We start from the raw sequence: 11,728 nt of genomic DNA, 5'->3' as shown, positions 1-11,728 counted from the left end.
TTTACAAACTATTTTACCTCATCAAAGTTAAGAATGTCCATATACTCCCATTCTCTGTATGCCATTGCGTATATTTTATTTTTTGTTAAGTAGTTTACTATATCATCTTCTAACCTTAAAGATGCAAATATAGGGACGAGTTTATAATCTTCATACTCCGGGAATAAAGCTTTAAATCTTTCTATTTTCTCATCTTTAAACTCATTTATATACTCTATCTTTGGAGTTGCTTTTACTTCTATTAGATACACAGTTTTACAAGGGTCACTGACAGCAATTACATCAAACTCATCTTTTAGATTATCTTTTTTTCTTTTCCTGTTCATGTGTATATCTGTTATTTCACAGTTAAAGTACTTTTCTAAAACCGGCTTTGAAGCCGGGAAGATTATGTCTTCAACTATAGTTCCCAATTTGTTAGATATCTCACCCCATTTTTTGTTCATTTCTCTTATTTGTTCATTTACTTGTTTCTTATACTTTTCAAACTCTTCGTCCATCTTAGCGAATCTTCTATCATTCTCCTGTTTGTACTTTTCAAACTCTTCATCCATTTTGGCAAATCTTCTATCGTTCTCTTGCTTGTATTCATTTATCTGTTTATCAACTTGTTGCTTGTACTCTTTCATCTCTCTACTTAAACTTTGGATCTCCATCTCTGTTTTTTGCTGGATGTAGAGAAGTCTCATCATCATTTCTTCAAGTTGGGACACTTTTTCTTCTAATACTTCCATATCTCATGCCTCCACAGTAGTTAATAGATAAAATTTACTCTACAGTTGCTTTGTAAATAATTAAAGCTGTATTTTTAAACATTTCAAGTGTTTTTATTCTGTTATTTTTACTCCTTTTAAAGCTTCCTTTTCAATTTCTCTATTTTTATCTCTACTTACTATAACATCAACAGGTTTTTCTAATAATCTTTCTAATTTTGAAGATAGTTTTAATTTTTTTTCAAATAAATTACTTTTTTCTTCCGGAATTATAAAAATATCTATATCTCCTCTTTTTTATCTTTTAATCTACTTCCAAATATGTATATATCACATTTACCAAAAATATCTGTAGCAACTTTTTTAATAAGTTCTATCTCTTTATCTTTTAATCTTATTTTCAATTTTTTTCACCACATCTATTAGTAATGGTGTTTTTTCTATTAAATAATTTATAGCTTCAATTTTTTCTTCTATCTCATCAGGATAATCGTGGGCTAACAAGTTTCTAACTTTTCTAAATTCACTCCAAGAATTATTATAGTTCATAAACTATTCCCACTCTTTACGCATTTCTTCTTGATATCTCAACGGTTCTTTAGATAATTTTATGATGCCTATAAATTCCTTTATATTCTTTTTACTTTCCCTCCTTACTGATATTCCATATTTTTGCAGTAAAAATTCATAAAAATCAAGAAGTTCCTTTTTTCCTTCTTCTGGTAAAACATCAAGTCTTAACTCTTTACTATCAATGCTCATCTTATAACCTCCAGTATAAAAAGCCTTCTTTTAGTGCTTTTTCTTTGTTGTACATTCCTTTTACATCTATTAAGATTGGAGCTCCGCCGTTATTCATTAGTTTTTTGTACTGTTTAAAGTCTAATTCTTCAATAAATGGTTTGTGTTTTACTGCTACTATTACAGCGTCGTATGGTGTGTGTTTTTCTATGTTGTCTAACAGTTCTATACCGTACTCGTGTTTTACTTCATCCGGGTATGCGTAGGGGTCGTAGATATAGACATCTACACCGTACTCTTTTAGTTCGTTGTAAACATCTATAACTTTCGTGTTTCTTATGTCTGATATGTTTTCTTTAAAGGTCAGTCCTAGTATTAGTACTTTATTTCCTTTTACCGGTTTTCCGGCTTTTATTAATTTCTTAACTGTATTTTCTGCTACGTACTTACCCATGTAGTCGTTTATTCTTCTTCCGGCTAGTATTACTTCCGGATGGTAGCCTATTGCTTGGGCTTTGAAGGTTAGGTAGTACGGGTCAATGCCAATACAATGGCCGCCAACCAACCCCGGTTCAAACCTTAAAAAGTTCCACTTGGTTGATGCAGCTTCTAAAACCTCTTTTGTATCTATTCCCATTTTGTTAAATATTATTGATAGTTCGTTCATTAGTGCTATGTTTAAATCTCTTTGAGTGTTTTCTATTACTTTTGCAGCTTCTGCTGTTTTTATGTCTGGTGCTTTGTGTATTCCTGCTGTTATTACTTCTCCATAGAGCTTAGCTAAAAATTCTGTTATTTCAGGTGTGTCTCCGGCTACTACTTTTTTTATTTTATCTATTGTGTGCTGTTTATCTCCGGGGTTCACTCTTTCAGGAGAGTATCCTACATTAAAGTCTTCTTTCCACTTTAAGCCACTTTCTTTTTCTAATATCGGTACACACTCTTCTTCCGTTAGTCCGGGATACACAGTTGATTCGTATACAACTATACTACCTTTTTTCATATATCTTCCAACTGTCTTAGAAGCTGAGAGTATTGGTCTTAAGTCTGGAATGTTGTACTCGTCTATAGGGGTTGGGACTGTAACGATTATTACTTTTGCTTGGGATATTTTTTCTGGGTTGTCTGTAAAATCTATTTGACAATTTTTTAGTTTTTCAGGTTCTACTTCTTTTGTTCTATCGTATCCCTCTTTCAGCTCTTTTATTCTTTGTGGGTTTATATCGTACCCGATTACATTATACTTTGTGTCGAATAAGACTGCTAGTGGTAATCCTACGTATCCAAGACCTATAATGGCTATTTTTTCTGGATTCCCTTTTTTAAATTGGTTTACATCCATCTAAAATTCCTCCTTTTATGTTTTTAAATCTTCTTCTAATTTCTTTTCAAGATTAAATATTATACCGTCAATTATTTCTATGTCGTAATTCCAGTCTACAATTTTCCACTCTTTATCTTCTTGCGCTACCATAATTTTCTTTGCTTGAGTGTATATCCATATAACTTTTTTAACTCCACTTTCTAAAAGTTTTTTTGTTTTTAAGAAAAAGTACTCATCTCCTATCTCTGATAAATCAGCTTTTGTATCTACTTCAATAACAACCTCAGGTGGGACTTTTAAGTATGTGCCTTGTGGTTTTTTTAATTTTTCTCTGCTTACTATTGCAATGTCAAGGTTTAGCCACTTTCCTTTTCTGGTTTTTGTGTAGTAGTATCCTACTTCGTTAGGAAAAACTTTATATTTTTTGTAATCTAAGTTTAAGTGTAAAAATTTTGTGATCAGATCCACTATCCATGCTTGTAAATCACTGCTTCCCATTACAGCCTCCTTTGGCAGCTGTCCAGAAAGAACCTTTTCGTAGTTTTTGTAGTAAATTTTTTTATTATCTAATATTTCGTAAACAAGGTAATCCGGAATTTTTACTTTACTTTTTTTCTTTTTTATTGAAGCTGTAGCCATAATTTCCTCCGGATTATTATTTGTTTTCAACTTCTTTAATTAAGATCTCTCCAAGGTTGAGTTTTAGGTTGTCAACTATCTCAACTTCATAATTCCAGTCTGTAATTATCCAAGGTTTGTCTTTTTCTGCTACCATAACTTTTTTGTCAAAGGTTGTGTACCATATTACTTTTTTAACACCTGCGTCTAACAAGTCTTGAGTTTTTTCCCTTTGATAGTTCATAAAGTCTCCGTACTTTCTTAGATCTGCTTTTGTATCTATCTCAATAACAATTTCTGGAGGAGTTTTGGCATATTTGTTGTTTATTCCTTCTTCTAAGAGTTTTTTCCTGTCAAATATGGCTATATCAAGGTTTCTCCAAGTTCTTGGTGCCCATTGAAAGCCTGCTTCGTTGGTTGCAATTATATAATTTTTACTGTTTAGAGTTTTAAATAGGAAATCAAGTATAACTGAAATAATAAATACTTGTAATTTACTGCTTCCCATAACTTCTTCTAGTGTTTTCTCTCCCTCTAAAACTTTGTCGTAATCTCTGTAGTATATGGGTTTTCCGTATCTCATCTCGTATATTAACTCTTTTGGTACTTTCCTTTTCTTTATTTTTTTATTTTTATCAATAATCTGAGATGTTCCCATGTTAAACCTCCCAAAAAAATTACTTACATACTAAAGTTTACGCCTTAAATCTAAATTTTCCAAGTATTCTATATACACGTTTTTTATCCTTTCAAAGATTTTCCTACTAACCTCATCGTCGTAAACATGAGAACTTAAGTTCCTATCTTCTAACATATCTAAAATAATCTCATCATCATCTATGATTTTTGACTTAAAAGCTTCCTTTATACAGCTCCTTGGTGAATAACACTCTAAACCTTGATACTCTAATATAGCTTTTAAAGTTTTCCAAAGAAGTTCTACTGTAAACTCAAACCTCTGGATAACTCCGTCTTTGTCTAAATCGTCTTTTGCACTACTTACAGCTTCTTTTAGCCTATCTAACGCTTTTTCAAAATTTTGAATCTTTAGTAAAACATCACTTTTTTTCATATAAGATAACTCCTTCTCTAAGTATAATATCTTTAAAATCTTCTTTTATTTCATCTAAAAAGATTAGATCTATACTGTATAAACCACTTATCTCATCAATTTTCTCTTTCAACTTTCTCTTTTCTCTAAAAGAAAGGTTTAAATCTACTGCTATATCTATGTCTGACTGCTTTTTATAACAACCTTTAGCCCTTGAGCCAAACAGGATTATCTTTTTAGGGTTATAGGTTTTCAGCTCCTTAACTATAAGTTGTATGTACTTTTCTGCTTTATCCATTTTGTTGGATAAGCTCAAATCTCTACTCCGTACTTATAAGCTAATTTTGTAAACTCTGTTTTTTCAGGGTTATCAGTTATTATAAGATCTATTTTTCTATCTCCTAAAGCAAGTAGTAAATCTACCTTTATTTTTCTTCTTTTCTTGTAATCTATGTTGTTAGATACTACCAGTATATCTATGTCTCCACCTTTTTTATTTAAATCTGTTCTGCTTCCGAATATAAACACTCTTGCATTTGGGTCGTAGTTTTTTATAACCATCTTTATAACATTAATTTCTTCATCAGAAAGCCGAAGGTTATTTTTCGTCATTATCTCAAAATATGGTAAAATTTTATCATCCTAATTATAACAAAAAAGGAGATACGATATAAATGAGCTTGGAAAATCAAAAATATTGTGAAGATGAAATAGATTTGTTTGAACTTTTTGAAAAACTGTGGAAAAGAAAAAAAATAATATTCTCAATAACGCTTTTAGGAACTTTAATAGCTACATTGGTAGCTTTTACAATTCCAAAGCAGTACACTTCTGAGTCTTCAATAGTAGTAGTAAATATTAATACTTCTCCAAGTTTGAGTTTAGACAGGGAATCTTTATACATTCTATCTCAACTTAACTTTCCTATACTACCTATTTTAAACAGTAAGGACCTTGCAGAAAAAGTCTTAAAAAATAATAACCTAAATATAGAACCCGAAAAATTTATTAAAAATAATCTAAAAGTAGACCAAGATAAAAAATCAGGGCAAAATAAAAAGAACGAAGTTTTTAGAATATCTATATCTTGGTATGACCCTAACACAGCAAAAAAATTAAATGAAGATTATTTAATTGAACTAAAAAAAGTAGTAAACCAAAACTTAAACCAATTTTTAACTCAGTTAGAAAATCAATATCAAAAAAGGTTAGAGTTACTGAATATTGAGTATAAAAAGGCTATGGTAGAAAAAGATGAATTAAAGATGGAATTAGTAAAAAACCAAGTTGAAAAAATATCTTCAGGATATTACTTATTAGAACTTTTCAAAAATAATAAAGAAGGTTTTATTAAAGTAGTAAATTCTCCTTCATATCCTACAGCTCCTTCTAAACCTAAAAAAGGTTTAATATTAGCAATAGGATTCGTATCTTCTTTATTTTTATCCTTATTTGTTGCTTTAGTGGTTGAAGCATGGGAAAATAGGAGAAAAAATAAGGTATATTAAAAATCAAATTTGAGGTTTGTGAGATGAAAAGGATTCTTATTTTAATAAGTTTTATTGCGTTTTTAACCTCTTGTGCTTCTAATGAGATAGTTATCCAGCCAAATGCTCCTATTAACTTCATAGCCAAAACTGAGAGAAAAGGTGATTACACTTTTATCATTCCTTCAAACTTTCAGTTTTTAGAAAGTGAGTCTTTGATTTTTGAAGGTAATGGAGTTTACAGAGCTTATCTTATCTACAAAGGAGAGGGTTATATACAGGATTTAGTTAACTTTTTTGATAGAGAGATGCCTAAGAATGGTTGGACTAAATTTTCAGCTCTCATTGGGAGAGATGCCCTTTTATCTTATAAGAAGGATAATCAGCTTATTGTGATAAAGATACAGTATGGACTTACAAATACTTATATAAAGATGATTTTAACGAGGTAGTAAGTTGAGAAGACTCTATATGCCTGCAGAGTGGGAAAAACATTATGGAACTTGGCTTTCTTACCCTTACAATCCAGACACGTTTTTTGAAAAGATAGATGATGTTAGAGATAAGTATGTTGAGATGATTAAATGGATTAGTCTGGGGGAAAAGGTACATGTTAACATTAACGATGAAGAGATGGAAGAGGACCTAAAAAAGAGATTGAAGGAAAAAGATGTTGACCCTAATCAGGTTGTAATTCATAGATTTCCTACAAATGATGCTTGGTGTAGAGACCACGGAGCTATTTTTGTAAAAGATTTAGATAAAAATACTTTGGTAGCTTTGAACTTTAAATTTAACGCTTGGGGTGGAAAGTATCCCCATGATTTAGATGACCAGATTCCAACTAAGATGGCTCAGTATTTAGGTGTAGAAAGAATAGATATAGACATGGTTTTAGAAGGTGGGTCTATTGATGTAAACGGTGAGGGTTTACTTTTGACTACCGAGTCCTGCTTGCTAAATTCAAACAGAAATCCCCATATGTCTAAACAAGAGATAGAAGAAAATTTAAAAAAATACTTTGGCGTAAGTAAGATACTCTGGCTTAAAGAAGGTATAGTGGGAGACGATACAGATGGCCATATAGACGATATTACAAGATTTGTTGATAAAGATACAGTAATAACAGTGATTGAAGACAATAAAAATGATGATAATTATGATATACTGCAAGAAAATTATCATATTCTTAAAACATTTACAGATATCCATGGAAAACCGTTAAATATAATAACCCTTCCTATGCCTGACCCAGTTTACTACAAAGGAGATAGATTACCTGCAAGTTATGCAAACTTTTACATATCAAACTACGCAGTTATCGTCCCAACCTTTAGATGTGATAAAGATAGATTGGCATTAGAGATTTTACAGTCAGTTTTCAAAGATAGAAAAGTGGTAGGAATAGATGCTACCGATATTGTAGTAGGACTTGGGACGTTCCACTGCTTAACTCAACAGATTCCTTTACTGTTTTAAGTGGCTAATTCCTATCATTACCATTCTGTAAACAAAAATAATGGTTGTGATAGCCCAACCTGTAAAAACGGAGATTAAAAAGATAGCCAGCTGGGATTTTCTTTCCTCAGCTGGTTTTTTGTTATTTTTAATCGTAAGAATTATAAAAGCTATAATCGTTAGGATAATGATTGACATTACAAAAAATATAACTGATACAGTTAAATCAGTCCCAACTTGAACTAACTTTTCTTCTGCTTGTTTCATTACGTCGTACATAGTACTACCCCTCAATCAGTCCATACGTACTGGTGTCTTTCTGGACCTGTAGACAGCATTACAACTTTTGTTTGAGTTTCCTCTTCTATTATTTTTATAAACTCTCTGGCTTGTGGTGGTAGTTTTGATAGGTCTGTAAGTCCTTGGGTAGTTGTTTTCCATCCTTTGATGGTTTTATAGATAGGTTTACATTCTGATAGGACTTTTAAGGAAGCTGGAAACTCTGTTATAGTTTTTCCTTCGTACTCATAGGCAACACAGACTTTTATCTCATCAAAAACATCTAAAACGTCAAGTTTTGTTATAATCAAGCCATCTAAACCGTTAATTCTACATGCAAACCTTAAAGCTACCAAATCAAGCCATCCACATCTTCTTGGTCTTCCGGTTGTAGAACCATACTCATGTCCTTCTTCCCTTAACCTTTCTCCAAGACCATCGTTTAACTCCGTTGGAAATGGTCCTTCTCCAACTCTGGTGGTGTAAGCTTTACTTACTCCGTAGACTTTTGCTTGTCCTATTAACTTAGGTGATACACCAGTTCCATTACAAATACCTAAAGCTGATGCATTTGATGAAGTGACGTAAGGATAAGTTCCCATATCAACATCAAGCATAGTTCCTTGTGCACCTTCGTATAAAACTTTTTTACCTTCTCTCATAACTTTGTCTAAAAGGTAAGAAGTGTCGGCTACTAAGTCTTTGATTTTTTCAAAATCTTTAAGGGTTGTCTCGTAGATTTGATTTAAGTCTAAGTTAAACTCTTCTTGGTAAACTTTCTCTACTATCTCTTTTGCTTCGTTAAAAGCTTTTTCTAATCTAACTCTAAAGTACTTTGGGTCAAATAGGTCTACTATTCTTATCCCTGTTCTTCCATACTTAGACATATAGGTTGGTCCTATTCCTTTTAGTGTTGTTCCTACTTTATCTTTTCCTTTTGATTTTTCAGAAACAGCATCTAACAGTTTATGGTAAGGAAATACTACGTGGCATCTTTCACTTATGTAAAGTTTGTTTTTAAAATCTTTTACAACATCTCTTACTTGGTCCATCTCTTTAAGAAGTTCTTGTATATCAACAACTACACCGTTAGATATTATGTTTTTTACACCCTCGTGTAGTATTCCTGATGGTATTAGATGAAGTGTGTACTTTTTACCGTTTGCAATAACTGTGTGTCCTGCATTACTGCCACCTTGGTATCTTACAACATAATCAAAATCCTTTGCAAGTAAATCAACTATCTTTCCTTTTCCTTCGTCACCCCATTGAGACCCTAAAATAATCAAGCTTTCTTTCAAACTTCTTCCTCCAGCTTATTCTTTGTAAACAAACTCTTTTATATTCTTCCTTTCCCAGTGTCCTAAAGATGGAACTCCTTCAATAAACTCTTTTTGGATTTTTATAAGTCTTTCTATCCCAGACTTACCGTACTCAATCATCTTTTGAAGTTCTTGATATGTAAAAGTATTTTCCTCTCCAGTAGCTCCTAACTCTACAAACTCTCCTTTGCCAGTCATTACAATATTCATATCAACTTGGGCTTTTGAGTCTTCTTGATAGTTTAAATCTAAAACTATCTCGTTGTTAACCTTTCCCACACTTATGGCAGCTACGTAATCTTTTAGTGGGTTTGATTTTACTAAGTTGTTTTTTTCAAGTTTTATAAGGGCATCTGCTACTGCTATAAAGGCTCCTGTTATAGAAGCTACTCTTGTTCCTCCATCTGCTTGAATAACATCACAGTCAATCCATATAGTCCTTTCTCCCAACTTTTTTAAATCAACGGCAGCCCTTAACGACCTTCCTATTAATCTCTGTATCTCGTGAGTCCTTCCAGATGGAGAACCTCTTACAACCTCTCTTAAAGACCTTGTTTCTGATGCTCTTGGAATCATAGAGTACTCAGCTGTTATCCATCCCTGTCCTGAACCTTTTAAAAAAGGTGGAACTTTGTCTTCTATGGAAGCTGTAACTATGACTTTTGTATTACCAAACTCTATTAAAACTGAACCTTCGGCGTAGATGTTGAAATCTCTGGTTATTTTGATTGGGCGAAGTTGAGCTGGTTTTCTGTTATCCGGTCTCAAAAAGTCCTCCTTAAGTGTGTGATAGAATATATTTTATCACAATTTAAAAGAGAGGGATTTTATGAAAATAGCTGTAGCAGGAGCCGGATACGTAGGTCTGTCGAATGCAATACTGTTAGCACAAAACCACGAAGTGGTTTTAAAAGATATAGACCCAACAAAAGTTAAACTGATAAATAACAAAGTATCTCCAATTATAGATAAAGATGTTGAGTACTACTTAAAGTCAAAACCTCTAAATCTAAAAGCTACTTTGGATAAAAATGAAGCGTATAAAAATGCTAAGTACGTAATCATTGCAACACCTACAGACTACGACCCTATAACGAACTACTTTAACACAAAATCTGTAGAAGCTGTGATAAAAGAAGTGTTAGAAGTAAATCCTGAAGCTGTTATGGTGATAAAATCTACTATCCCTGTTGGATATACAGAAAAAGTAAAAAAACAGTTTAAAACCAATAACATAATCTTTTCTCCAGAGTTTTTAAGAGAAGGAAAGGCCCTATTTGATAACCTGTACCCTTCAAGGATAGTAGTTGGTGAAAAAAGTGAGAGAGCAAGAGAGTTTGCCAACTTACTTTTAGAAGGAGCTATAAAAAAAGATGTACCAGTCCTTTTTACCGGTTCAACGGAAGCGGAAAGTATAAAGCTTTTTGCTAACACTTACTTAGCCATGAGAGTAGCATTTTTTAACGAACTTGATACGTTTGCAGAAAGTCATGGATTAAACTCAAGGGAAATAATAGAAGGTGTCTGCTTAGACCCAAGGATAGGAATGCACTACAATAATCCATCTTTTGGATACGGTGGTTATTGCCTGCCAAAAGATACAAAACAGCTTCTTGCAAACTACATGGAAAAAAACATTCCTCACTATCTAATAAAAGGCACTATAGAGTCGAATATAGCAAGAAAGTATTACATAGCTGAACAAGTTGTAAAAAAGAATCCAAAAGTGGTAGGAGTGTATAGACTTACGATGAAGTCTGAGTCTGATAACTTTAGAGAAGCTGCGATTATAGATATTATTGAGTACCTAAAAGCTAAAGATTTTGAAGTTATCATATATGAGCCTTTGATAAAAGAAAGTACATTTATGGACTTTAAGATTGTAGATTTAGATACTTTAAAAAAAGAATCAGATATTATCTTGACTAATAGATACAGTAGTGAACTTGAAGACGTGAAAGAAAAAGTTTATACGAGAGACATTTTTGGTAGAGATTAAAATCTCTGTATAAGTTTCCGATGTATGGAGCTTAATATAATAGATTAATTTAAACGATGCTATAATATGATAGATTAAAAAGTAAGACTTTGAGGTTTTTGGTTGTTTAATTTAGAGGATGTTATTAAATTCAACGAAAATGGCTTGGTTCCAGTTATAGCTCAAAATTATTATTCTGGAAAAATTTTGATGCAAGCTTACGCAAATAAAGAAGCAATACAGGAGACTATAAAGTCCGGATATGCAACCTACTACTCAAGGTCAAGAAAATCTTTGTGGAAAAAAGGGGAAACTTCTGGAAATCTGCAAAGAGTTATAGACATAAAAGTAGATTGTGATGAGGACAGTGTTATTTACCTTGTAGTTGAAGAAGGTCCAGCTTGTCATACTGGTGAAGAAAGCTGCTTTTATAGAAATCTAAATTTAGAAAAAGATACAAAACCTTTACCTTTCGAGATTTTACATAAACTATACGAAAAAGTTGAAGAGAGAAAAAGATTAAAACCAGAAAATTCTTACGTCGTAAAACTGTTTGAAAAAGGTTCAGATAAGATTATCCAGAAAGTAGGGGAAGAAGCAATAGAAACGGTAATAGCACTTAAAAATAAAAATAAAGAAGAAATTGTGTACGAAGTATCTGACTTACTTTTTCATTTAATCGTTGCATTAGTTGATTCAGGAGTAGAGTTAAAAGATATTCAAGAAGAGTTATTAAAAAGGTATAAGTAGGAGGTAT

The 11,728-nt window shown here is 32.2% G+C and carries 19 protein-coding genes; 5 read left to right on the top strand and 14 right to left on the bottom strand.

All coding sequences use genetic code 11. The features are described 5' to 3' along the window. Positions 1-8 precede the first annotated feature (8 nt). The 11 genes from SULAZ_RS01660 to SULAZ_RS01625 form a co-directional block, all read right to left on the bottom strand. Positions 9-734, bottom strand: a complete 726-nt coding sequence (locus SULAZ_RS01660) for a hypothetical protein (protein WP_012673881.1) — start codon at positions 732-734, stop codon at positions 9-11. Positions 735-827: 93 nt separating this feature from the next. After that, positions 828-983 carry a hypothetical protein gene (locus tag SULAZ_RS09245; protein ID WP_266105196.1) on the bottom strand — a complete coding sequence of 52 codons (156 nt, stop codon included), beginning with the start codon at positions 981-983 and terminating at the stop codon, positions 828-830. Positions 984-994: 11 nt separating this feature from the next. Next, entirely contained in the window at positions 995-1,117 is a 123-nt protein-coding gene (locus SULAZ_RS09165; RefSeq protein WP_012673529.1) for a hypothetical protein, read from the bottom strand. Further along, positions 1,095-1,262 carry a hypothetical protein gene (locus SULAZ_RS08990; protein ID WP_012674678.1) on the bottom strand — a complete coding sequence of 56 codons (168 nt, stop codon included), beginning with the start codon at positions 1,260-1,262 and terminating at the stop codon, positions 1,095-1,097. The genes SULAZ_RS09165 and SULAZ_RS08990 overlap by 23 nt, the downstream gene beginning before the upstream one ends. Before the next feature lie 3 nt (positions 1,263-1,265). Next, complete coding sequence (locus tag SULAZ_RS01655; protein WP_012674621.1) at positions 1,266-1,475, bottom strand: DUF2281 domain-containing protein; 210 nt, start codon at positions 1,473-1,475, stop codon at positions 1,266-1,268. Between the two features lies 1 nt (position 1,476). Then, positions 1,477-2,796, bottom strand: a complete 1,320-nt coding sequence (locus SULAZ_RS01650; protein ID WP_012674083.1) for a nucleotide sugar dehydrogenase — start codon at positions 2,794-2,796, stop codon at positions 1,477-1,479. A 15-nt stretch (positions 2,797-2,811) separates the two neighbouring features. Next, positions 2,812-3,417 carry a PDDEXK family nuclease gene (locus tag SULAZ_RS01645; protein ID WP_012674790.1) on the bottom strand — a complete coding sequence of 202 codons (606 nt, stop codon included), beginning with the start codon at positions 3,415-3,417 and terminating at the stop codon, positions 2,812-2,814. A gap of 16 nt (positions 3,418-3,433) precedes the next feature. Beyond that, on the bottom strand, positions 3,434-4,054 hold the full coding sequence (locus SULAZ_RS01640; protein WP_012674035.1) for a Uma2 family endonuclease: 621 nt from the start codon (positions 4,052-4,054) through the stop codon (positions 3,434-3,436). Positions 4,055-4,084: 30 nt separating this feature from the next. Then, the gene (locus tag SULAZ_RS01635; RefSeq protein ID WP_012674603.1) at positions 4,085-4,468 is read right to left on the bottom strand and encodes an HI0074 family nucleotidyltransferase substrate-binding subunit; all 384 of its coding nucleotides are present in this window, start codon (positions 4,466-4,468) and stop codon (positions 4,085-4,087) included. Then, positions 4,455-4,745 (bottom strand): type VII toxin-antitoxin system MntA family adenylyltransferase antitoxin, encoded by a 291-nt coding sequence (gene mntA / locus SULAZ_RS01630; protein WP_041675943.1) that lies wholly within the window; start codon positions 4,743-4,745, stop codon positions 4,455-4,457. The genes SULAZ_RS01635 and mntA overlap by 14 nt, the downstream gene beginning before the upstream one ends. Before the next feature lie 14 nt (positions 4,746-4,759). Next, a complete protein-coding gene (locus tag SULAZ_RS01625; protein WP_012674407.1) occupies positions 4,760-5,059 on the bottom strand; it encodes a nucleotidyltransferase domain-containing protein in 300 nt (99 codons plus the stop codon). 62 nt (positions 5,060-5,121) lie between these two features. Between SULAZ_RS01625 and SULAZ_RS01620 the strand changes: the two genes are divergently transcribed. Genes SULAZ_RS01620 through SULAZ_RS01610 form a run of 3 tightly spaced genes read left to right on the top strand, consistent with a single transcriptional unit; the run spans position 5,122 to position 7,413 of the window. Further along, positions 5,122-5,955, top strand: a complete 834-nt coding sequence (locus tag SULAZ_RS01620; protein WP_012673441.1) for a Wzz/FepE/Etk N-terminal domain-containing protein — start codon at positions 5,122-5,124, stop codon at positions 5,953-5,955. A 23-nt stretch (positions 5,956-5,978) separates the two neighbouring features. Further along, positions 5,979-6,386, top strand: a complete 408-nt coding sequence (locus SULAZ_RS01615) for a hypothetical protein (protein ID WP_012674163.1) — start codon at positions 5,979-5,981, stop codon at positions 6,384-6,386. A 4-nt stretch (positions 6,387-6,390) separates the two neighbouring features. Then, a complete protein-coding gene (locus tag SULAZ_RS01610; protein ID WP_012674385.1) occupies positions 6,391-7,413 on the top strand; it encodes an agmatine deiminase family protein in 1,023 nt (340 codons plus the stop codon). Here SULAZ_RS01610 and SULAZ_RS01605 read toward each other — a convergent pair. Genes SULAZ_RS01605 through rph form a run of 3 tightly spaced genes read right to left on the bottom strand, consistent with a single transcriptional unit; the run spans position 7,402 to position 9,761 of the window. After that, positions 7,402-7,671, bottom strand: a complete 270-nt coding sequence (locus SULAZ_RS01605; RefSeq protein ID WP_012673631.1) for a hypothetical protein — start codon at positions 7,669-7,671, stop codon at positions 7,402-7,404. The genes SULAZ_RS01610 and SULAZ_RS01605 overlap by 12 nt on opposite strands. A gap of 11 nt (positions 7,672-7,682) precedes the next feature. Continuing rightward, the gene (locus SULAZ_RS01600; RefSeq protein ID WP_012674228.1) at positions 7,683-8,972 is read right to left on the bottom strand and encodes an adenylosuccinate synthase; all 1,290 of its coding nucleotides are present in this window, start codon (positions 8,970-8,972) and stop codon (positions 7,683-7,685) included. 15 nt (positions 8,973-8,987) lie between these two features. Next, the gene (gene rph, locus SULAZ_RS01595; RefSeq protein WP_012675011.1) at positions 8,988-9,761 is read right to left on the bottom strand and encodes a ribonuclease PH; all 774 of its coding nucleotides are present in this window, start codon (positions 9,759-9,761) and stop codon (positions 8,988-8,990) included. 61 nt (positions 9,762-9,822) lie between these two features. Between rph and SULAZ_RS01590 the strand changes: the two genes are divergently transcribed. Next, the gene (locus tag SULAZ_RS01590; RefSeq protein ID WP_012674043.1) at positions 9,823-10,992 is read left to right on the top strand and encodes a nucleotide sugar dehydrogenase; all 1,170 of its coding nucleotides are present in this window, start codon (positions 9,823-9,825) and stop codon (positions 10,990-10,992) included. 102 nt (positions 10,993-11,094) lie between these two features. Beyond that, positions 11,095-11,721, top strand: coding sequence for a bifunctional phosphoribosyl-AMP cyclohydrolase/phosphoribosyl-ATP diphosphatase HisIE (gene hisIE / locus SULAZ_RS01585; protein ID WP_012674844.1), 627 nt, complete (start codon positions 11,095-11,097; stop codon positions 11,719-11,721). The last annotated feature ends 7 nt before the right edge of the window (positions 11,722-11,728 follow it).

Origin of the sequence: Sulfurihydrogenibium azorense Az-Fu1 (assembly GCF_000021545.1) — a bacterium.
Taxonomy (GTDB): domain Bacteria; phylum Aquificota; class Aquificia; order Aquificales; family Hydrogenothermaceae; genus Sulfurihydrogenibium; species Sulfurihydrogenibium azorense.
The sequence above is the reverse complement of the archived record's forward strand: the minus strand, read 5'-3'. Positions and strand labels throughout refer to the sequence as shown.